General features: G+C 68.6%; 17 protein-coding genes. 12 read left to right on the top strand and 5 right to left on the bottom strand.

From position 1 onward, the window contains the following. Positions 1-51 precede the first annotated feature (51 nt). A complete protein-coding gene (locus ACH46_RS03425) occupies positions 52-1,500 on the top strand; it encodes a carotenoid oxygenase family protein (protein ID WP_062391689.1) in 1,449 nt (482 codons plus the stop codon). Here ACH46_RS03425 and ACH46_RS03430 read toward each other — a convergent pair. Next, positions 1,482-2,990 carry a glutamate-cysteine ligase family protein gene (locus tag ACH46_RS03430; protein ID WP_062391690.1) on the bottom strand — a complete coding sequence of 503 codons (1,509 nt, stop codon included), beginning with the start codon at positions 2,988-2,990 and terminating at the stop codon, positions 1,482-1,484. The two genes, ACH46_RS03425 and ACH46_RS03430, sit on opposite strands and share 19 nt — an antisense overlap. Positions 2,991-3,072: 82 nt before the next feature. Here ACH46_RS03430 and ACH46_RS03435 point away from each other — a divergent pair, with 82 nt between their 5' ends. The 4 genes from ACH46_RS03435 to purM all read left to right on the top strand — a co-directional run bounded on the left by ACH46_RS03435 (position 3,073) and on the right by purM (position 7,360). Continuing rightward, complete coding sequence (locus ACH46_RS03435) at positions 3,073-3,939, top strand: PHP domain-containing protein (RefSeq protein WP_226995750.1); 867 nt, start codon at positions 3,073-3,075, stop codon at positions 3,937-3,939. An 86-nt stretch (positions 3,940-4,025) separates the two neighbouring features. Further along, complete coding sequence (locus ACH46_RS03440) at positions 4,026-4,493, top strand: sterol carrier family protein (protein WP_157850995.1); 468 nt, start codon at positions 4,026-4,028, stop codon at positions 4,491-4,493. 57 nt (positions 4,494-4,550) lie between these two features. Beyond that, entirely contained in the window at positions 4,551-6,143 is a 1,593-nt protein-coding gene (gene purF / locus ACH46_RS03445) for an amidophosphoribosyltransferase (protein ID WP_062391691.1), read from the top strand. Between the two features lie 131 nt (positions 6,144-6,274). Next, positions 6,275-7,360, top strand: a complete 1,086-nt coding sequence (gene purM, locus ACH46_RS03450) for a phosphoribosylformylglycinamidine cyclo-ligase (protein ID WP_062391692.1) — start codon at positions 6,275-6,277, stop codon at positions 7,358-7,360. Between the two features lie 775 nt (positions 7,361-8,135). On the opposite strand, the gene ACH46_RS20740 is transcribed toward purM, so the two are convergent. The 3 genes from ACH46_RS20740 to ACH46_RS03460 all read right to left on the bottom strand — a co-directional run bounded on the left by ACH46_RS20740 (position 8,136) and on the right by ACH46_RS03460 (position 10,643). Further along, positions 8,136-8,315 (bottom strand): DUF3073 domain-containing protein, encoded by a 180-nt coding sequence (locus tag ACH46_RS20740; RefSeq protein WP_082399364.1) that lies wholly within the window; start codon positions 8,313-8,315, stop codon positions 8,136-8,138. A 176-nt stretch (positions 8,316-8,491) separates the two neighbouring features. After that, positions 8,492-9,664, bottom strand: a complete 1,173-nt coding sequence (ygfZ, locus tag ACH46_RS03455; protein WP_062391693.1) for a CAF17-like 4Fe-4S cluster assembly/insertion protein YgfZ — start codon at positions 9,662-9,664, stop codon at positions 8,492-8,494. A gap of 112 nt (positions 9,665-9,776) precedes the next feature. Beyond that, on the bottom strand, positions 9,777-10,643 hold the full coding sequence (locus tag ACH46_RS03460) for an SDR family NAD(P)-dependent oxidoreductase (RefSeq protein ID WP_062391694.1): 867 nt from the start codon (positions 10,641-10,643) through the stop codon (positions 9,777-9,779). A gap of 88 nt (positions 10,644-10,731) precedes the next feature. On the opposite strand from ACH46_RS03460, the gene ACH46_RS03465 reads away from it, so the two are divergent. The 5 genes from ACH46_RS03465 (at position 10,732) to cydC (ending at position 17,635) form a co-directional block, all read left to right on the top strand. Continuing rightward, entirely contained in the window at positions 10,732-11,574 is an 843-nt protein-coding gene (locus tag ACH46_RS03465) for an aminodeoxychorismate lyase (protein ID WP_062391695.1), read from the top strand. Positions 11,575-11,675: 101 nt separating this feature from the next. Further along, positions 11,676-13,238 carry a cytochrome ubiquinol oxidase subunit I gene (locus tag ACH46_RS03470; protein ID WP_062391696.1) on the top strand — a complete coding sequence of 521 codons (1,563 nt, stop codon included), beginning with the start codon at positions 11,676-11,678 and terminating at the stop codon, positions 13,236-13,238. Positions 13,239-13,248: 10 nt separating this feature from the next. After that, positions 13,249-14,301 (top strand): cytochrome d ubiquinol oxidase subunit II, encoded by a 1,053-nt coding sequence (gene cydB, locus ACH46_RS03475; RefSeq protein ID WP_062391697.1) that lies wholly within the window; start codon positions 13,249-13,251, stop codon positions 14,299-14,301. Beyond that, positions 14,298-15,992 carry a thiol reductant ABC exporter subunit CydD gene (gene cydD, locus ACH46_RS03480; protein ID WP_062391698.1) on the top strand — a complete coding sequence of 565 codons (1,695 nt, stop codon included), beginning with the start codon at positions 14,298-14,300 and terminating at the stop codon, positions 15,990-15,992. Before cydB ends, cydD begins: the two co-directional genes overlap by 4 nt. Then, a complete protein-coding gene (cydC, locus tag ACH46_RS03485) occupies positions 15,989-17,635 on the top strand; it encodes a thiol reductant ABC exporter subunit CydC (protein WP_062391699.1) in 1,647 nt (548 codons plus the stop codon). The genes cydD and cydC overlap by 4 nt, the downstream gene beginning before the upstream one ends. A 28-nt stretch (positions 17,636-17,663) precedes the next feature. Here cydC and ACH46_RS03490 read toward each other — a convergent pair whose 3' ends face one another. Continuing rightward, positions 17,664-18,281 carry a heme-binding beta-barrel domain-containing protein gene (locus ACH46_RS03490; protein ID WP_062391700.1) on the bottom strand — a complete coding sequence of 206 codons (618 nt, stop codon included), beginning with the start codon at positions 18,279-18,281 and terminating at the stop codon, positions 17,664-17,666. Between the two features lie 298 nt (positions 18,282-18,579). Here ACH46_RS03490 and ACH46_RS03495 point away from each other — a divergent pair, with 298 nt between their 5' ends. Further along, entirely contained in the window at positions 18,580-19,275 is a 696-nt protein-coding gene (locus ACH46_RS03495) for a 3-oxoacid CoA-transferase subunit A (RefSeq protein WP_062391701.1), read from the top strand. Then, the gene (locus tag ACH46_RS03500; RefSeq protein WP_062391702.1) at positions 19,272-19,934 is read left to right on the top strand and encodes a 3-oxoacid CoA-transferase subunit B; all 663 of its coding nucleotides are present in this window, start codon (positions 19,272-19,274) and stop codon (positions 19,932-19,934) included. Before ACH46_RS03495 ends, ACH46_RS03500 begins: the two co-directional genes overlap by 4 nt. Positions 19,935-19,986: the final 52 nt, after the last annotated feature.

Consider the following 19,986-nt stretch of genomic DNA (forward strand, 5'->3'; position numbering starts at 1 on the left):
CAGCGTTATAGTCTCTTCATAACAGTGTTATAGCAACCGTGGAGGTGCCCGATGAACACGAACCGATTCCTCGAAGGCGAGTACGCGCCCGTCCGGACCGAACTCACCGAACACGACCTGCCGGTCACCGGCACACTGCCCGACTGGCTCGACGGTCGCTACCTCCGCAACGGGCCCAACCCGATCGCCGACGTCGACCCCGACACCTACAACTGGTTCACCGGCGACGGCATGGTCCACGGGATCCGCCTGTCCGGCGGGAAGGGGCTCTGGTACCGGAACCGCTGGGTCGACTCGCACCGCACCGACGTTCTGGGGCGGCCCGGGCCGCGCGAGGCGGGGCGGTCGTTCCTGCACGGTGCCGGCGCCAACACCAACGTCATCGGATTCCAGGGACGGACCCTCGCGCTCGTCGAGGCCGGGCTCGCCTGCGCCGAACTCTCCGACGAACTCGACACGCTCGACGTCTGCGACTTCGACGGCACTGTGCGAGGCGGCTTCACCGCCCATCCGATCGAGGACCCGACCACCGGGGAACTGCACGCGATCAGCTACCACTTCGGTCGCGGAGACAAGGTCCGCTACACCGTGATCGGCATCGACGGCCGTGCTCGCCGCGAGGTCGACATCACCGTCGGCGGCAGCCCGATGATGCACGCCTTCTCGCTCACCGAGAGCACCGTCGTCGTCTACGACCTCCCCGTCGTCTTCGACCCGCGGATCGCCGTCGCCTCCTCGGTTCCGCGCGCCGTCCGACCGCTTGCGCGACTGGCGATGACTGCCGCCGTCGGCCGGGTCCCGATGCCGCACGCGATGGCGGAGCGCCTGCCCCGATCTGGGGCCGGTTCACTGCCGTACAGCTGGAATCCGAAGTACCCGGCCCGAGTCGGGCTGATGCCGCGCGACGGCGACGATGCCGACGTCGTCTGGATCGACGTCGACCCGTGCTACGTCTATCACCCGCTGAATGCCCGCGACGTCGACGGCACGACCGTCGTCGACCTGGTGGTTCACGACCGGACCTTCGACCGCGACCACACCGGCCCCTCCGAGGGACGTCCGCACCTGGAACGGTGGACGCTGGACCCGGTACGTCGGATCTGTCGACGCGAACGACTCTGGGACGCGGCCGTCGAATTCCCGCGGATCGACGACCGCTTCGTCGGCCGTGATCACGGGTCCGGCTGGGTGGTCGGCGGCGAGGGCGACGAGCTCTTCGGGTCGCTGCTCGCACGCGTGAACGCCGACGGTTCCGAGCCGACGACGAGGCGGTTCGGCGACGGTGTCACGCTCGGCGAGTTCACCTTCGTGCCGCGGTCATCCGACGCCGCTCAGGGCGACGGCGTCGTGATGGGCCTGGTCACCGACCTCGCCGCGGACTCGACCCGGCTCGCGGTGCTCGACGCGCAGACCCTAGAGGACATCGCGTCGGTCGCGCTGCCGCAGCGCGTCCCCGCGGGGTTCCACGGGAACTGGAGCGGCTACACCGACCACGCGTGAACGGGCTCGCCCTCGTGCATCAGCGTCGCGTAGTCCTTGACCATGCCGCGCAGCGCCTGGTCGCGAGACTCGCCGGCGTTCTCGCGTGCCGCGACGGCCTTGCGCTGCCAGACCGACCCGGACTGCCTGGTGGCGCAGCGACCTTCGATGACGCCGAGGTAGCGGCGCTTGGCCTTCTCCGACACTCCGAACGCGGTGAGCCCGCGCTCGGCGAGGGGGAGCAGTCGGCGGAGCACCAGTTCGTCGGGGCGGACCCAGCCGATGTTCGGCCAGTACAGCTGCGCGCCGAAACCGAGGCGGGCGCCCGCGGCGAGGTTCTCCTCGGCGGCGTCGAACGACATCTGCGACCACAGCGGGAGGTCGCTCTCGACGAGACCCCGGACCAGACCGTAGTAGAACGCCGAATTTGCCATGATGTCGACGACGGTGGGCCCCGCAGGCAGGACCCGGTTCTCCACGCGCAGATGCGCCTGGCCGTCGACCACGTCGTACACCGGGCGGTTCCAGCGGTACACGGTGCCGTTGTGCAGGCGGAGCTCATCGAGTTCCGGGATGCGGCCGGCGTCGATCTCGGCGATCGGATCGATGTCGGTCGAGACGGGGAGCAGGGCCGGGAAGTAGCGGGTGTTCTCCTCGAAGAGGTCGAAGATGGTGTTGATCCAGCGTTCGCCGAACCACACGCGGGGTCTGACGCCCTGATTCTTCAGTTCCAGCGGGCGGGTGTCGGTGGCCTGCTCGAACACCGGGATCCGCGTCTCGTGCCAGAGCGCGCGGCCGTCGAGGAAGGGGGAGTTGCCCGCGATCGCGACCTGCACGCCGGAGATGGCCTGCGCGGCGTTCCAGTGCGCGGCGAACTCCTCCGGCGCCACCCTCAGGTGCAGCTGCAGCGACGTGCACGCGGCCTCGGGGAGGATCGATTCGCTGGTGGTCTTCCACCGCTCGGGGGTGCGACCGACCTCCAGCGGGACGCCGGTGATGTCCAACTCCAGCGCCTCGCCGCGGGCGGCGAAGATCTGCTCGTCGAGCAGGCTGTAGCGGGGATTGGTGGAGAGCCACTGGTGAGCGAAGTGCTCGTGGCGCAGAGTGGGGAGCATGCCGACCATCAGCAGGTGATTGCCGGTCGACGCCGCGCGCGACTCCGCGCGGTTCAGTGATGTCCGCAGCGACTGCTCCAGGCTGACGGTGTCGCCGCCGACGAAGGGCTGCGGTGCCACGTTGATCTCGATGTTGAACTGGCCCAGCTCGGTCTGGAAGTCCGGATCGGCGATCGCGTCCAGGACCGCGGTGTTCGCCATCGAGGGGGACGCGTCCTCGTCGATCAGATTCAGCTCCACCTCCATGCCGAGGAGCGGTTCCGGCGGCTTCCCGTGATCGGTGAAGAGCCCGTCAGCGAGCATGCGTGCGATGGCTTCGGTACCGCGCGAGACCTGGGATCGGAATCGAACGCGGTCTTCACCGCTGAACTGCTGTTGGCTCACGTCTGTGCCCATGCGGCAATCGTGCCGGACGCCGCGCCGTCGTGAAGCCGAACTCGCGTCATTCGCGGAAATCCGACGCCACTACTGTTGGTTCATGGCCCTCGAGATGACTGCGGATCTGCACACTCACACCATGTTCTCCGACGGGACCGACACACCCGCCGAGCTGCTGGCCGCAGCCCGCGCCGCCGGGCTGACCACCGTCGCGCTGACCGACCACGACACCGCCAAGGGGTGGGACGCGATGGCCGATGCGGTGTCGGCGGGCATGCGCGTGCTGCCCGGAGCGGAGTTCTCGACCAAGCATCCGAACGTCGACGGCGATCTGGTCACCGTGCACCTGCTCGGCTACCTCTTCGACCGCGACGACGCGGGCATCGTCGGCGAGTGGCAGCGGGTCAAGGACGACCGCGCCGGCCGCGGCGCGCGGATCGTGCAGAACCTCATCGACGACGGCTACCCGATCACGCTCGATCGCGTGCAGGAGATCGCGGGTCCCAGCAACATCGGACGCCCGCACATCGCCCGCGCGCTGATGGAGAAGGGCGTCGTCGGCTCGGTGTCCGAGGCGTTCGACGAACTCCTCCACGACGGCAGCCCCTACTACGCGTCACTGCGTTCGACGACCCTCGCCGAGGGCATCGCGATGGTGGTCGCGGCGGGCGGGGTGCCGGTGATCGCGCACTCGCGGGCGCGCGCCGCCGCGTCGGTCCTGACCGCCGAGGTCATCGAGTCGCTGGTGCCTCTCGGCCTCGCCGGCCTCGAGGTGCGCCACCCCGACCACGACGACGCCGCGCGTGCCGAGCTCGCCGACATCGCCGCGAACCTCGGACTGTTGCAGACCGGATCCAGCGACTACCACGGGACCAACAAGACCCTGCGGATCGGGCAGGAGCGGACGGCCGACGAGGTCGTCGAGCAGATCATCGACGCGGGAACCGTCGCGCCATTCGTCGGGTGAGCAGCTTATGCCGTACGTGCGGCCCAACATATGGGACGGAAATACGGCATAAGCGAGAACCGTCTGAGAACCACGAAGGAGGAGCGGTGGGACCGCGAGACAAGGCAGACCCGGCGCAGACTCGGGCGGCGGTGCTGGCCGTCGCAGACTGGTTGCGCGACGAGACCGTGCCTAAGCCGGGACGTGCGGCGTTGGCCGCCGCCGTCCGTCTGACGGCGCGGACCGTCGGACAGGACGCGCCCGGCAACGCGGTGGAGTTGCGGGTTCCGCCGTTCGTCGCGGTCCAGTGCATCGAGGGCGTGCGGCACACGCGCGGCACCCCGCCCAACGTCATCGAGATGGCACCGCGGGAGTGGCTGCTGCTGGCGACGGGGTTGCTCGACTTCGACGAGGCGGTCGCCGACCATCGCGTCAGCGTGTCCGGGCATCGCGCGGGCGATGTGGCCGACTACCTGCCGGTGGTCCCGCTCGGTGGTGTTGCTCACAGGCGGGCATCCGCGGGTGTTCATGAGCGTTCGGACGAGCACGAAGAATTTTCCGAAGGCGGATCGTAACCCGTAGACTGTGGTAACGGTACCGCCCGTCGAGCCCAGGAAATCGGAGCGACTCACTTGACCGAGAAGCTGACTCACCGTCCCAACCTGCTGAATCAGACCGGATGTGGCGGACCGTCGTACCCGAACGTGGATGCGGATCAGCCCGAGAACGAGCCGCGCGAAGAGTGCGGTGTGTTCGGTGTCTGGGCACCCGGCGAAGACGTTGCCAAGCTGACCTACTACGGCCTCTACGCGCTGCAGCATCGCGGCCAGGAGGCTGCGGGCATCTCGGTCGGCGACGGCTCGCAGGTCCTGGTATTCAAGGACCTGGGCCTGGTGAGCCAGGTCTTCGACGAGCAGACCCTCGCCTCCATGGTGGGGCATGTCGCCGTCGGCCACTGCCGCTACTCGACCACGGGTTCCACCACCTGGGAGAACTCGCAGCCGATCTTCCGCACCACCGCGACCGGCAGCGGCGTTGCGCTCGGCCACAACGGCAACCTGGTCAACACCGCCGAGCTGGCCGACCGCGCCCGTGAACTCGGCATCTACGGCACCGCGTCGAACAGTGCAGCCACCTCCGACTCCGACATCCTCGGCGCACTCCTGGCGCACGGTGCCGCGGACAAGAGCCTCGAGCAGTCGGCGATGGAGCTCCTGCCGACCGTCCGGGGCGCCTTCTGCCTCACCTTCCAGGACGAGACGACGCTGTACGCGGCGCGAGACCCGCACGGTGTCCGTCCGCTGTCGCTGGGTCGCCTGGACCGCGGCTGGGTGGTCGCGTCCGAGACCGCAGCCTTCGACATCGTCGGCGCCTCCTTCGTCCGCGACATCGAGCCGGGCGAACTCCTCGCCATCGACTCCGACGGTGTCCGCAGCCAGCGGTTCGCGGAGCCGACCCCCGCGGGCTGCGTCTTCGAGTACGTCTACCTGGCCCGTCCGGACAGCGTCATCAACGGCCGCTCCGTGCACTCGACGCGCGTCGAGATCGGCCGTCGCCTGGCCCGCGAACAGCCCGCCGAGGGCGATCTGGTGATCCCGGTCCCCGAGTCCGGCACGCCGGCCGCGGTCGGCTACGCCCAGGAATCGGGCATCCCCTACGGTCAGGGCCTGATGAAGAACGCGTACGTCGGACGCACCTTCATCCAGCCGTCGCAGACCATTCGCCAGCTGGGCATCCGCCTGAAGTTGAATCCCCTCAAGGAGGTGATTCGCGGCAAGCGCCTGGTGGTGGTCGACGACTCGATCGTCCGCGGCAACACCCAGCGCGCGCTGATCCGCATGCTCCGTGAGGCGGGTGCCGCCGAGGTGCACGTGCGTATCGCGTCGTCGCCGGTCAAGTGGCCGTGCTTCTACGGCATCGACTTCGCCTCGCCCGCCGAGCTGATCGCGAACGGCTCGGACTCCAAGGAGGCGATGGTCGAGAGCGTCCGACAGGCGATCGACGCCGACAGCCTCGGCTACATCACGATCGACGAGATGATCAACGCCACCGGCCAGGAGCGGTCGAGTCTGTGCGCCGCCTGCTTCGATGGCAAGTACCCGATCGAGCTCCCCAGGGAGACGACGATGGGCAAGGCCGTTCTCGAGAGCATGCTGAAGGGCACGAACGGGGTCGACCCGTTGACCGCGGCGAATGACAACGTCAGCGCCGTGATGCGACCCTGACCCACCCGTCGGGCTCCGGCGTCGTCCATTTCGTCGCCGTGCCCGGACCGACCGTGCACTCAGGTACCGTGAGTGCGTCCCACTGCCAGAACGGCTGATGTCAGCTGTCGAATTTCAGGAGAAACAAGAATATGACCGACGGGTCTGTCGACAAGCTGGCGGCCGGTGCATCGTATGCGGCCGCGGGCGTGGACATCGATGCGGGCGAGCGTGCCGTGGAACTCTTCGCGCCGCACGCCAAGCGCGCGACGCGACCCGAGGTCCTCGGCGGGCTCGGCGGTTTCGCCGGCCTGTTCTCGCTGAAGGGCGACTACCGTGAGCCGGTCCTGGCGGCGTCGAGCGACGGCGTCGGCACCAAGCTGGTGATCGCGCAGGCCATGAACAAGCACGACACCGTGGGCCGCGACCTGGTCGCCATGGTGGTCGACGATCTGGTGGTCTGCGGCGCTGAGCCGCTGTTCCTGCAGGACTACATCGCCATCGGCAAGGTGATCCCGGAGATGGTGGCGGACATCGTCAAGGGCATCGCCGACGGCTGCGTGGATGCCGGCTGCGCCCTGCTGGGCGGCGAGACCGCCGAGCACCCGGGCGTCATGGAGGACGGTCACTACGACATCTCCGCGACCGGCGTCGGCGTCGTCGAAGCCGATTCGATCCTCGGCCCCGACCGGGTCCGAGCGGGCGACGTGGTGATCGCGATGGGTTCGTCGGGGCTGCATTCGAACGGCTACTCGCTGGCTCGCAAGGTGCTGCTGGACTGGGGCCACATGGACCTGAACGGCCACGTGGAGGAGTTCGGCCGCACCCTCGGCGAGGAACTGCTGGAGCCGACCCGCATCTACGCGAAGGACTGCCTGGCGCTGGCCGCCGAGAGCGATGTCCGCACGTTTGCGCACGTGACCGGTGGCGGCCTGGCCGACAACCTGGGCCGCGTCCTGCCGAACGGTCTGACCGCGGAGCTGGAGCGCAGCACCTGGACCCCGGCCCCGATCTTCCAGTTGATCGCCCAGCGCGGCCGCGTGGAGCGCGCCGAGATGGAGCGCACCTTCAACATGGGCGTCGGCATGGTCGCGATCGTCTCCCCGGAGGACACCGACCGCGCTCAGGCGATCCTGACCGCCCGCCACGTCGACAACTGGGTGCTGGGCACGGTGAAGGCCGGCGAGGCCGGAGCCAAGGGCTCGGCCGTCCTGGTGGGAGACCACCCGAGGTTCTGACCGACTCTGGAGGTCGCGGCGAGCAATCGCCGCGGCCTTTTTGTCGTCTGCGGGTGGTGGTTTCGGCTCGCTTCGCGGGTCCTGAGCTCGTCGAAGGGCGCTCAACCAGCTGGTTCGCCGGACGAGGTGGCCTTCCCGCACCACTTGTCGGCGAGTCGCACCACCTCTGCTTCTCGCACTCGGTCGCGACCAAGTGCGGGAAACACAAGTGGTGCTACTGGTCGACAAATGGTGCGGCAACCCCTCTCCGGGTGCCGTCGGCCAGCCCGTCCGTCCATGCGCCGTCGACCGTGGGGCACTACTGCCAAAATCAGGCCGTCTGTGCCTCGCCGAGGGAAAACTAACTGCCGTCGGAGAGCCGCAGTCGGCCTGATTTCAGCGATATCGGCGGCTAGGCGTGTGTGATGAGTCCCTTTGCCTGTCTCTGCGGCCCACCGATCCAAGGCAGTGGACTTTTGCCACGCGGGCTGGAAGCAAAAACGCACAACGAGTGGGTGCGAGCGCGCGGTGTACGGACAACGGGTGGAGGGGCCGGATAAGTTGCTGCTGAGCTCTCCGCAGGGACGAGCCGCTAGGCGAGGAGCGAGGACTGCCGAAGCAGCAACTTATCCGGCCCCTCCACCCGCAGACCCAAACCGAACCGCACACAGGCAACACGAGAACCCCGGGTCCGAAGACACGGGGTTCTACGTGTTGTCAGGCGATCATGTCCGGCGCGGAGCGTCGTTCCCCGAACGGGGTGATGCCTGTACGAGTGGGTGAGGCGACAGCGCAGTCAGGCGCGTCGCCACTCCTCTTCACTGTTCCAGCTCTCCTCACTCGTGAATGAGTCATACGACTTGTCGGAGCCACCAGAGAGTTCACGCTGGAGACTGTCGAAGTCGGTATGAGGAGTGGAGTACTTCAGCTGACGAGCAACCTTCGTCTGCTTTGCCTTAGCCCGGCCGCGGCCCATATGGGACCCCCTCGCACAGTGACGGGGCGGCCATCGGTGTGGCGGCCCCGTTCTATTCGTTAATAGTTTTCGTACTGACAGTCTAGCGCGCAGTTCTCATTAAGTCCCATTGCAGCGACGGTCGACACGAAAACCGCTGGTGTCAGCGGTCTTCGTGTCGTCTGTTCGGGGCGGATTCAGCTGCGTCCGCGCAATCGATCGACGGCGGCGCGGCCGGGCGGGACCTGATCGTCGGGGGTGTAGAGGTCGGGGTCGATGCTCGCGGAGGTGGAGTTCTCGGGTGCTTCGGGGTCGCCGATGACGAGTTCGGCGTCGACCGGGATGTTCCGCTTCACGAGCGCGAGCGCGATCGGGCCGTACTCGAAGTGGTCGATGACGGTGCCGACGCGACCCACCTTGCGGCCGCCGGCGGTGACGTCGGCTCCGGTCTCGGGGCGGTACGACGCGCTGCCGTCGAGGTGCAGCAGGACGAGGCGGCGGGGCGGGCGGCCGAGGTTGGCGACGCGGGCCACGGTCTCCTGGCCGCGGTAGCAGCCCTTGTCGAGATGGACGGCGCCGCCCTGTTCGGGGCCGCCGATCCAGTCCACCTCGTGCGGGATGGTCCGTTCGTCGGTGTCGAGGTGCAGGCGTGGGCGCATGGCGCGGACGCGGAGCGCCTCGTAGGTCCACATGCCCGCGGGCTTGGCGCCGGCGTCGACGATCAGCTGCCACCACTCGCGGATGTCGGCGTCGGGGACCACCAGGTCGACGACGGGGGTCTCGCCGCGTTCGCCGAGCGGCGGCATGACGCGCCAGAAGCCGAGCGGCTCGTCGTCGTGCCGGAGTTCGGGGAGGTCGCCCGCCTGGTAGAGCCCGGCGTCGGCGGGGAGGCCGATGGCTTCGGCGATGGGGCCGGTCAGGACGTCGGGGCCGAGGAGGGTCAGGACCTTCATGTCGGGGCGGGCGGCGACGGTCACCTTGGCCCAGAAGACCATCTTGGTGAGGAAGTCGGTGAGGGCGGTGCCGCGGTCGGCTTCGGTGTCGACCCAGGTGGTGCCGTCGATGTCGGTGAGGACGAAGTGGTCCTCAACGCGGCCGTTGCCGTCGAGCGAGAGGTTCTCGGCGCTGTGCCGGTCGGCGAGATGGGTGAGGTGCTGGGTGGACACCGTGTGCAGCCAGGTGAGGCGTTCGTCGCCGGAGAGTTCGATGACGGCGCGGTCGGAGCGGTCGACGATCGCGGCGCGCCGCGTCGCGATGCGTTGCTCCCCGAGCGGGTCGCCGTAGTGCCAGGCGACGCCCGGACTCGGATCGCCTTCGGGAGTGGGGACAGCACCGGGATGGGACGCGAGGATCGCCGACGGAGACGTCATGTGTCCGAGTCTACGAGCCGCGCACGAGGGATGTGGCCGGGGTGGCTGCCCGCGGCGATCTCGATGCGCGGCTCGCTTCGCTCGCACGCTCACTCGATCAGCGTGGATGATCTCAGTCGATGACGGCGGCGGAGAACGTCGTCGGGTCGCCGAGGAACGGGCGGTGCGACGGCGGCTGGTTGCCTTCGATGTCGGTGATCTCGTGCTCCTGGGCCAGTTCGGCGCCGACGAGGATCTGGCCGGTCCGCTCCATCCGCTTCGGGTCGCGGGAGAGGGCGTCGATCACCCGGCCGGGGAACTCGACGGATTCGGCGGTGGCGACGAGGCCGTCGTACATGTCGGGGTCGGCGTTGAAGGCGGCCATGTTGACCTCGGTCTTGAGCAGACCCATCCAGAGCGAGACGACGGCGACGTCGAACGGCTTGAAGTCGACGGCCATGTCGTGCGCCATCTTGTCGACGGCGGCCTTGCCGGAGCCGTAGGCGGGGCCGTGCATGTAGCAGGTGCCGCCGAACGACGACGTGTTCACCACCAGGCCGCCGCCGGTCTCGGACAGGAGGGGTGCCGCGTAGTAAGTAGCGACGTAGGTGGAGCGCAGGCCGACGCCGTGCAGGTCCAGCAAGCCGAGGCCCTTCGTCCAGAACGGCCCCTTGTCGGTGAGGCCGGCTGGCAGGGCGATCGCGTTGTTGACGAGGATGTCGAGGCGACCGTGCTCGCTCCGGATGCGGTCGAACAGGGCCTCGACCTGGGCGTCGTCGTTGTGGTCGACGGCGACGGCGATCCCGGTGCCGCCGCGTGCGGTGATCTCCTCGGCGGTCTCGGTGATGGTGCCCGGCAGGGAGGTCTGGCCTGCCGCGGTGGTCCGGCCGGTCACGTAGACGGTGGTGCCGGGCTGGGCCAGCGCGAGTGCGATGCCCTTGCCCGCTCCGCGACTGGCTCCGGTCACGACGACGATGCGTTCTGTCTGTTCAGCAGTCATGCCTCATGGTGCTACACGGCTGCGCGCACATTCCGGGACTTGCTTCCCGCTGGGTGGAAGTCGTCTCAGGTCGTGACATCGTGGAGGCATGCAGCGTGTAGTGGTCGATGCCGCCGGTCGGGTCGTGGATCCCGACGTTCCGCTTCTGCACGCCGACGACCTCGGCGTCCTGCACGGCGACGGACTGTTCGAGACGATGCTGGTCTGGGACGGGCGGGTCTGCGGGACTGCACGACATCTGCGTCGTCTGGCATGGAGCGCCGAGCCGGCCGGACTGCCCGCGGTGGACGTCGACCACGTGGCGCGCCTGGTCGAGATCGCGGCGAGGGAGTGGACGTCGTCCGCGGAGGGTGCGCTTCGCGTCGTGTACACGGCGGGCCGGGAGGGCACTGCGGCGCCGACCCTCTACGTCTCGATCTCCGAGGTGCCGGAACGCGTCGAGGCCGCGCGGCGCGACGGCGTGCGGGCGGTGTCGTTGCCGTCGGCCTACCGGTCCGGGCTCGCAGCCCAGGCGCCCTGGCTGCTGGCCGGGGTCAAGTCCCTGAGCTACGCGTCGAACGTCGCCGCGTTGCGGCACGTGCAGGCCCTCGGGCTCGACGACGCCGTCTTCCTGTCCGTCGACGGCACGGTGCTGGAGGGGCCGCGCAGCTCGGTGGTCGCGGTGATCGGCGGCGCTCTCGTGACGCCGCGGCGCGACGACGGCATCCTGCCCGGCACCACGCAGGAGGCGGTCTTCGAGCTCGCGCAGCAGCGAGGGATCGCCTCGCGCGAGGAATCGTTGCACGTCAACGACCTGTACGACGCCGATGAGGTGTGGTTGCTGTCCTCGATCACCCTCGCCGCCCGGGTTCGGGAACTGGACGGGCGGGCACTGAACCAGACGAGTGTGGTGGGCGTCGCGGAGTTGGCGCGGGAGTCGGCAGCCTCATAGTTCGGAAATGGGTTGCCTCGGTCACGACCCCTTTACAGCGCAGGAAACACTACTACCGTATGTAGTAGTCCAGTGTTCGGTCGCTGAATCGAGGCCTGCTTGTGAACGTCGTCGACCTGTCCAGATGGCAGTTCGGTATCACCACCGTCTACCACTTCATTCTGGTCCCGCTCACCATTGGCCTCGCGCCGCTCATCGCGGTGATGCAGACCATCTGGCATCGCACGGGCAACGAGCAGTGGCTCCGTGCGACCAAATTCTTCGGCAAGATCTTCCTGATCAACTTCGCGCTCGGCGTCGCCACCGGCATCGTGCAGGAGTTCCAGTTCGGCATGAACTGGAGCGAGTACAGCCGCTTCGTCGCCGACGTCTTCGGCGCGCCCCTCGCGCTCGAGGGCCTGATGGCCTTCTTCCTGGAGTCCACGTTCATCGGCCTGTGGATGTTCGGCTGGGGTCGCCTGCCCAAACGGATTCACCTCGCGTGCATCTGGATGGTCGCGATCGGCGTCAACGTGTCGGCGTACTTCATCATCGTCGCGAACTCGTGGATGCAGCATCCGGTGGGCGTCGAATGGGACGCCGAACGCGACCGGCCGATGATGAACAACTTCATCGCAGTCATCACCAACAACACGACCCTCGTCGCGTTCCCGCACGTCATCCTGGGTGCGCTGCTGACGGCGTCGACCGTCGTCGCCGTGATCGGCCTCTGGTGGATGGCGCGCAACAGCTTCCGCGCGGCCAAGATCGAGGAGGCCGCCGAGACCGGCGACGAGTCGGTGATCCCGGAGACCAGCTCGCCGAGCCAAGTGGGCGCGTCGCCCGAACAGCTCCGGCACGACAACCAGACGCTCTGGCGACCTGTCGCGATCCTGGCGCTGTGGGTGGTCATGGGATCGGGTCTCGGCCTGTTCATCACCGGAGACATGCAGGCCCAGTTGATGTTCAAGCAGCAGCCGATGAAGATGGCCGCCGCCGAGTCGCTGTGCGAGTCCGAGACCGGTGCGCCGTTCTCCGTCCTGAGCATCGGGCGGCAGAACAACTGCGACAACATCGAGCACGTCATCGCCATCCCCAACATGCTCTCGTTCCTGGCCGACCACCGCTTCGACACCGAGGTCAAGGGCGTCAACGAACTGCAGAAGCAGTACCAGGACGCCCTCGGCATGCCCGGGCACAACTTCGCGCCGAACCTCTTCGTCACCTACTGGAGCTTCCGCGCCATGATCACCTGGGCGCTCGGCTCGGTGGTCGTGGCGGCCGGCGGGCTCTGGTTCCTGCGGCGTAAACGGAGCGACGTGCCGCGGTGGTTCGGGCGCCTCGCACTGTGGATGCTGCCCACGCCGTTCCTGGCGAACGCGTCCGGCTGGATCTTCACCGAGATGGGTCGACAGCCGTGGGTCGTCGTCCCGAACTGGGCGGATCCCGACGGCATGCCGTTGAAGGTCCACATGCTGGTGCAGGACGGTGTCTCCAATAACACCGCACCGATGGTGTGGACCACGCTCATCGGCTTCGCGCTGCTCTACGGCGCGCTGGGCGTGGTGTGGTTCTACCTGGAGCGGCGCTACGTGATCGAGGGCCCCGCCGACAAGGACTCCGCGGCCGTCGTCGCCAAGGACGACGACGCCGACGATTCCCCCGAACTCTCGTTCGCCTACTGAGGAGCTGACGATGACTCTTGAGAACGTCTGGTTCGTGATCATCGCGGTCATGTTCACCATGTACTTCGTGCTGGAGGGCTTCGACTTCGGCGTCGGGATGCTGATGACGCTGCCCGACAAGCACGACAGGCACGATCCTGCTCTGGCGGACAAACGGCGTCGCCTGCTCCTGAACACCATCGGCCCCGTGTGGGACGGCAACGAGGTCTGGCTCATCACCGGCGGCGCGGCGTTGTTCGCGGCGTTCGGCGGCTGGTACGCCACCATGTTCTCCGCCTTCTACCTGCCGCTGTTCCTGATCCTGATCGGGCTGATCGTGCGCGTGGTGGCGATCGAATGGCGCGGCAAGATCAACGACGTGAAGTGGCGCCGCTGGTGCGACGTCGGCATCGGTCTCGGCTCGTGGATCCCGGCGATCCTCTGGGGCGTCGCCTTCGCGAACGTCCTCCGCGGGCTGCCGATCGACGCCGACCACCAGTACACGGGCGGCTTCTTCAACCTGCTGAACCCGTACGCGCTGCTCGGCGGAGCGACCACGCTGCTCGCGTTCCTGACGCACGGCGCGGTCTTCGTCGCGCTCAAGACCAGTGGCGAGATGCGCGACGACGCGCAGAAGCGGGCCGCGATCCTCGCGGTGCCGACGGCGATCGTCGCCGCGGTGTTCCTGATCTGGACGCAGCTCGCCCACGGTCACGCGTGGACGTGGGGAGTGGTTGCGATCGCAGCGGTGGCCGCGGTCGGCATGGTGATCGCGACGTTCGCGCGTCGTGAGGGCTGGGCGTTCTTCGCCACGTGCATCGCCATTGCCGGCGTCGCCGTGATGCTCTTCGGCTCGCTGTTCCCGGACGTGATGCCCTCGACCACCGATCCCGCGTACACGCTGACCATCGCCAACACTTCGTCGAGCCACTACACCCTCGTCATCATGACCTGGGCCGCGGCCATCATGACGCCGGTCGTCGTCGGGTACCAGGCGTACAGCTACTGGGTGTTCCGCAAGCGACTGTCGGTGGAGAGCATTCCGGCATCCATCGGACTGCCGCTGCAGAACGTCGGGAAATGACCGCGACCGCCGCTCCGGCGACCGCGGAGGCGCGGCGACGACCGCCGCTGGATCCGCGGCTGCTGCGGGCGTCGCGGTCGGCCCGCAGGCACGTGATCCTGACATCGGTGTTCTCGGTCGGCACGGTGGTCGCGGTGATCGCCGCGGCCGTCGCACTGGCCGGACTGGTCGCCGAGATCATCACCGACTCGACCCGGCGGAGCTTCGCCGATCAGGCGGTCCACCTGACGGTGCTGGCCGTCGCACTGACCGCGCGGGCGGCGATGAGCTACCTCGCGGACCGGACCGGTCGTCGCGCCGCGCACGCGACGATCGATGAACTGCGGGTGGCGGCGCTCGACGCGCTGACCGATCCCACGACCACCAGCCCGCGTGACCTCCTGGGACAGCGCGAACGCGCGTTGACGGTGGTGCTCCGCGGCCTGGACCGGCTGTCGGACTACCTCTCCGGTTACCTGCCCGCGCTGCTGTCCACGGTGATCATCACGCCGATGGTCGTGGCCGCGGTGCTGTGGACCGACTGGATCTCCGGCGTGATCATCATCGTCACGATTCCGCTGATCCCGCTGTTCATGGTGCTGATCGGCCTGGTCACCCGTGATCGCACGCGCCGCAAACTCGACGCGATGAGCCACCAGAACGCCCAGCTCGTCGACCTGATGACCGGCCTGCCGACCCTGCGTGCACTCGGCCGCGCGCAGGGGCCGGCCGGGCAGGTCGCCGACCTCGGCGAACGCCTGCGCCGCACGACGATGAGCTCGCTGCGGATCGCCTTCCTCTCCGGAGCCGTCCTCGAACTGCTCGCGACCCTCAGCGTCGCGCTGGTCGCCGTCAGCATCGGCCTGCGCCTGGTCTTCGGCGAGATGAGCCTCTACTCGGGCGTCCTCGCCCTGGTCCTGGCTCCCGAGGCGTACCTGCCGCTGCGGCAGATCGGCGCCCAGTTCCACAACGCGGAGGACGGAGTCGCGGCGGCCGACGACGTGCTCGACGTGATCGACTCGCGGCACGATGAGTCACGTGGAACATCGCAGGTCACGGCACGTGGGGCTGTCATCTCGATCGACGACGTCGGCATCGCGGGTCGTGACGGCTGGGCGCCGCGCGGCCTCACTGCGACGATCCGTCCCGGCGAGCTCACCGTCCTGACCGGACCCAACGGGACCGGCAAGTCGACGGTCGTCGCCGCGATCCTCGGCCTGCACCGACCCGACGAGGGAACGATCCGCATCGGCGACGTCGACGTGCTCGATCTGGAGCCCGATCCCTACCGGAGTCAGATCGCCTGGCTGCCACAGCATCCCGCCATCGTGCCCGGAACCGTCGCCGAGAACCTCGCGCTGTTCGGAGGGCCCGCGGAGGGCGCACTGAACGACGCCGCCCGCGCCGCAGCGTTCGACGAGGTCCTCGCTGATCTGCCCAACGGCCTCGACACGATGCTGGGCGCGGGCGGCGCGGGACTGTCCGCGGGGCAGCGGCAGCGTCTCGCCCTGACGCGCACGCTCGCCTCGTCCGCGCCCCTGCTCCTGCTCGATGAGCCCACCGCCCACCTCGACGACGAGACCGCCGACCGCGTGCTCGCAGCCCTCGTCGCGCGGGCGCACGCGGGTGCGACGGTCGTGATGGTGTCGCACCGGCCCGCGACGCTCGCGGCGGCCGACCGGGTCGTCGATTTCGGGGAGGCGCTCCGGTGACACGCAGAGATCCGGTCCTCGCCGCGTTGGCGTTCACCGGCCTGCGATGGCGCGGCCTCGTCGTGCCGATCCTGCTCGGCGTCGCGGGCGCACTGTCGGCGCTCGGTCTCGCCGCGCTGTCGGCGTGGTTGATCACCCGCGCCTGGCAGATGCCGCCGGTGCTCTACCTGTCGGTGGCGGTGACCGCAGTCCGGGCGCTCGGCATCTCGCGCGGTGTGTTCCGCTACCTGGAACGCCTCGCGACGCACGACGTCGCCCTTCGCGCGATGGCCGACGCCCGCACCCGCGTCTACCGCGTACTATCGCAGGGCTCTCCCGGCTTCACCGTGGGCCTGCGCCAGTCGGAGCTCATGGCCCGCACCGCCGATGACGTCGACGAGATCGGCAACGCCCTGGTCCGCGGACTGATTCCGATGGCGGTCGGTGCGGTCACCTCCGTCGCGGCGGTCCTCATCATGGCGATGGTATCGGTGCCTGCCGCCGCGGTCTTGGCGGTCGCGTTGCTGGTCAGCGGCGTCCTGGCGCCGTGGTTGGCGGCACGCGGATCGTCCCGCCGGGTGGCCGACGCCGCCCAGGCACGCGAGGACGTGGCCGAGGCCGCCTCGTCGCTGCTGTGGCACGGGCCGGAACTGGCGGTGGCCGGCGCCCGCGAGCGGGTGCTGCGCGCGGTGTCGGCGGCGGATCGTCGCACCGAGCGTGCCGAGGACGCGGGCATGCGGTGGCAGGCCGCCGCGCAGGCCGTGACCCCGATCGCGATGGGCGTCAGTGTCCTCGCCGCTGCGATCATCGGCGTGCAACTGGCGTCCGGACTGTCCGGCTCGCTGATGGACGTCCCCACCGGTGACGGCATCACGCCGATGCTGCTGGGTGTCCTCCTGCTGCTGCCGCTGTCGTCGTTCGAGACCACCGCGCCGCTCGTCGAAGCGGGCATCGCGTGGGAGAGCGGGCGGCAGGCAGCGCGTCGGGTGATGACCCTGGTCGACGGCGCCCGCGCGGGCGGCGGGGCCGGGGACGATCCGGTGGTCGAGACCGCGCCGACGCGCCTGACCGCGGTCGATCTCGAGTGGGGCTGGGAGCACCCGCTGGGCGAGCCGCTCGATCTGGCGCTGGACCCCGGCTCACGCCAGGTGATCGTCGGCCCCAGCGGCGTCGGGAAGTCGACGCTCCTGATGACGATCGCCGGCCTCCTGCCTCCCTTGACCGGTGACGTGACCTGCGACGGGGCCGACCTGCGATCGTCGGTCTGCTACTTCCCCGACGACGCGCACGTCTTCTCGACGACGGTTCGCGAAAACCTGCGCGTGGCGCGCGGCGACGTCTCCGACGCCGAGATCGGCGTCGCGCTGAAGCAGGTCGGACTGGGGGAGTGGCTCGACGGTCTGCCGGGCGGTCTCGACGAGAAACTGGTCGGCGGATCGGCCGCGCTGTCGGGCGGTCAGCGACGTCGCCTGCTGCTCGCGCGGGCGTTGCTGCACCCCGCCCCGGTGGTCCTGCTCGACGAGCCGACCGAACATCTCGACGCTGCCGACGCGCAGCGCTTGATGGCGCTGATCTGCGGAGACCTGTTCGGCGACCGTACCGTCGTCGCGGTGACGCATCAGGACGTGTCGGGCGTGGACGTGCCGGTGCTGCGGCTGGGGTGACCCCCAGCGATCCGGGCGCGAAGCGGCGTCAGCCGATGACGCGACGGAGTTTCGCGGACAGCCGCGGCGTCAGTTCGCCCTCGGCGTCGACGCGCTCTTCCACGTAGGCGAGGTCGCCGTCGGGGACCAGACCGTAGAGGCGCTTGGCGCCGCCGGTGTGGGCGCCGGTCTCGGTGCGGATGGTGACGTCGGTGGTCAGATTCCACGACGTCTGGTTGAGAGGACGCCCGTAGTACAGCTCGATGGAGCCTTCGGCGTGCGTGAGCATGAGCTCGATGGTGTCGTCCTCGCTGATCCGCCAGAAACCGGATTCGCGGAGGTCGGGGCGCACGAACTCGCCCTGCTCGTCGAGCACCCACGAACGGGACTGCCAGACGAGGTAGTTGCCACCGTCGTGCGAGACGATGATCTGCTGACCGAACTGATAGTCGGTGCCGGTCAGCGGGTCGTGCCCTTCGCCCTGGCCCTCCCAGACGCCGACCAACGGCAGGAGTGCGAGCAGGCCGGAGTGAAGATCCGCGCCCTCGCGAAGGTTGGCCGTATCCGGAGGAACGGGGAGGTCGCCGACGGCTGCGAGGTTCTTGCCCGCAGTCTCCTGAGAGCGGAGCTCAGCGTCGGAGATCGCTTCGTTTCCGGAGCGGGTCATGACTCGTCGTTGACCAGTCGGTAGACGGTGTACAGCGCAAACCAGATGATCAGCAGGGATGCGGCTGCCAGCAGGATTTCAAAGAAGATGACCACGACGCTGATACTACAGCGCACCAGTGCCCTGATCGAAACGAGTCGGGCGAGTGAACGCTAGATCACAGGCTGTCTGCCCAACCGTCCCTGTTGAAATCTGAAGAGTATCAATCTCGGAAGAATGGGTAATTGCCAGTATGAATCCGAGGCCATAGCGTCGTAGGGGAACGAAACAACCTCTCACCTGCAGCTAGGAGTGAGCCGTGAGTGCCACTGTGTTCTGCGGCGACGCCGACGAGGCCGTCGCCGGGGTGTCCGACGGATCCACCGTGCTGGTCGGCGGGTTCGGCTTGGCCGGCATGCCCTTCGACCTGATCGACGCCCTCATCCGCCAGGGCGCCACGGATCTGACGATCGTCAGCAACAACGCGGGCAACGGCGATCACGGGCTGGCCGCGCTGCTGGCCGCCGGTCGCGTCCGCAAGATCCTGTGCTCCTTCCCCCGGCAGTCCGACTCGTGGGTCTTCGACGGTCTGTATCGGGAGGGGAAGATCGAGCTGGAGGTGGTTCCGCAGGGCAACCTCGCCGAGCGGATGCGTGCCGCAGGTGCAGGCATCGGCGCGTTCTACTCGCCGACCGCGGTCGGCACGCCGCTCGCTGAAGGCAAGGAGTCGCGCGTCATCGACGGCCGCACCTACCTGCTCGAATACCCGATCAAGGGCGACGTCGCGCTCATCGGAGCGCACCGCGCCGACCGTGCGGGCAACCTGGTCTACCGCAAGACCGCCCGCAACTTCGGACCCGTGATGGCTGCCGCCGCCGACACCACCGTCGTCCAGGTGGAGGAGGTGGTCGACGTCGGCACCCTGGATCCCGAAGCCGTCGTGACGCCCGGCATCTACGTCGACCGCGTCATCGCCACCCCGACCCGCCGATTCGCCGTGGAGGGCGCACGATGAACACTCAGATCACCCTCGCCGCCGATGCTGTCCGCGGCGGCGACCAGCCGCTCACCATGGACCAGCTGGCCGCCCGCATCGCCGCCGACATCCCCGTGGGTTCCTATGTGAACCTCGGCATCGGCCGTCCGACCCAGATCTCCGACCACCTCTCGCCCGACAGCGCCATTACCCTGCACACCGAGAACGGCATGCTCGGCATGGGGCCGCAGGCCCAGGGCGACGAGGTGGACCTCGACCTCACCAACGCGGGCAAGGTGCCGGTCACCGAGCTTCCGGGCGCGGCCTACTTCCATCACGCCGACTCCTTCGCGATGATGCGCGGCGGACACCTCGACGTCTGCGTCATGGGTGCCTTCCAGGTGTCCTACGACGGCGATCTCGCCAACTGGAGCACCGGTGCGCCCGACGCGATCCCGGCGGTCGGCGGCGCGATGGACCTGGCGATCGGCGCCAAACAGGTCTTCGTGATGATGACGCTGTTCGCCCGCAACGGCGACGCCAAGCTGGTGCCGTCGTGCCACTACCCGCTGACCGGCGTCTCCTGCGTCGACCGCGTCTACACCCCGGAGGCGATCATCGCCGTCGGCGCCGACGGAGCGCAGATCCTCGAGACCTTCGGCGAGGAGCCCGCGGAGTTGCTCGCTCGAATGGTCTGAGACCGCATCGGTTCCGCCCCCGCAGTGTCTACAGTCGGGGGCGGAACGGATC

It is taken from the genome of Gordonia phthalatica (assembly GCF_001305675.1).
GTDB classification, from domain to species: Bacteria; Actinomycetota; Actinomycetes; order Mycobacteriales; family Mycobacteriaceae; genus Gordonia; species Gordonia phthalatica.

Excerpts from the sequence above, each read along its gene's own strand:
- ACH46_RS03425 (WP_062391689.1), top strand. The coding sequence starts at position 52 with ATGAACACGAACCGATTCCTCGAAGGCGAGTACGCGCCCGTCCGGACC.
- ACH46_RS03430 (WP_062391690.1), bottom strand. The coding sequence starts at position 2,990 with ATGGGCACAGACGTGAGCCAACAGCAGTTCAGCGGTGAAGACCGCGTT.
- ACH46_RS03435 (WP_226995750.1), top strand. The coding sequence starts at position 3,073 with ATGGCCCTCGAGATGACTGCGGATCTGCACACTCACACCATGTTCTCC.
- purM (WP_062391692.1), top strand. The coding sequence starts at position 6,275 with ATGACCGACGGGTCTGTCGACAAGCTGGCGGCCGGTGCATCGTATGCG.
- ACH46_RS20740 (WP_082399364.1), bottom strand. The coding sequence starts at position 8,315 with ATGGGCCGCGGCCGGGCTAAGGCAAAGCAGACGAAGGTTGCTCGTCAG.
- ygfZ (WP_062391693.1), bottom strand. The coding sequence starts at position 9,664 with ATGACGTCTCCGTCGGCGATCCTCGCGTCCCATCCCGGTGCTGTCCCC.
- ACH46_RS03460 (WP_062391694.1), bottom strand. The coding sequence starts at position 10,643 with ATGACTGCTGAACAGACAGAACGCATCGTCGTCGTGACCGGAGCCAGT.
- ACH46_RS03465 (WP_062391695.1), top strand. The coding sequence starts at position 10,732 with ATGCAGCGTGTAGTGGTCGATGCCGCCGGTCGGGTCGTGGATCCCGAC.
- cydB (WP_062391697.1), top strand. The coding sequence starts at position 13,249 with ATGACTCTTGAGAACGTCTGGTTCGTGATCATCGCGGTCATGTTCACC.
- cydD (WP_062391698.1), top strand. The coding sequence starts at position 14,298 with ATGACCGCGACCGCCGCTCCGGCGACCGCGGAGGCGCGGCGACGACCG.
- ACH46_RS03490 (WP_062391700.1), bottom strand. The coding sequence starts at position 18,281 with ATGACCCGCTCCGGAAACGAAGCGATCTCCGACGCTGAGCTCCGCTCT.
- ACH46_RS03500 (WP_062391702.1), top strand. The coding sequence starts at position 19,272 with ATGAACACTCAGATCACCCTCGCCGCCGATGCTGTCCGCGGCGGCGAC.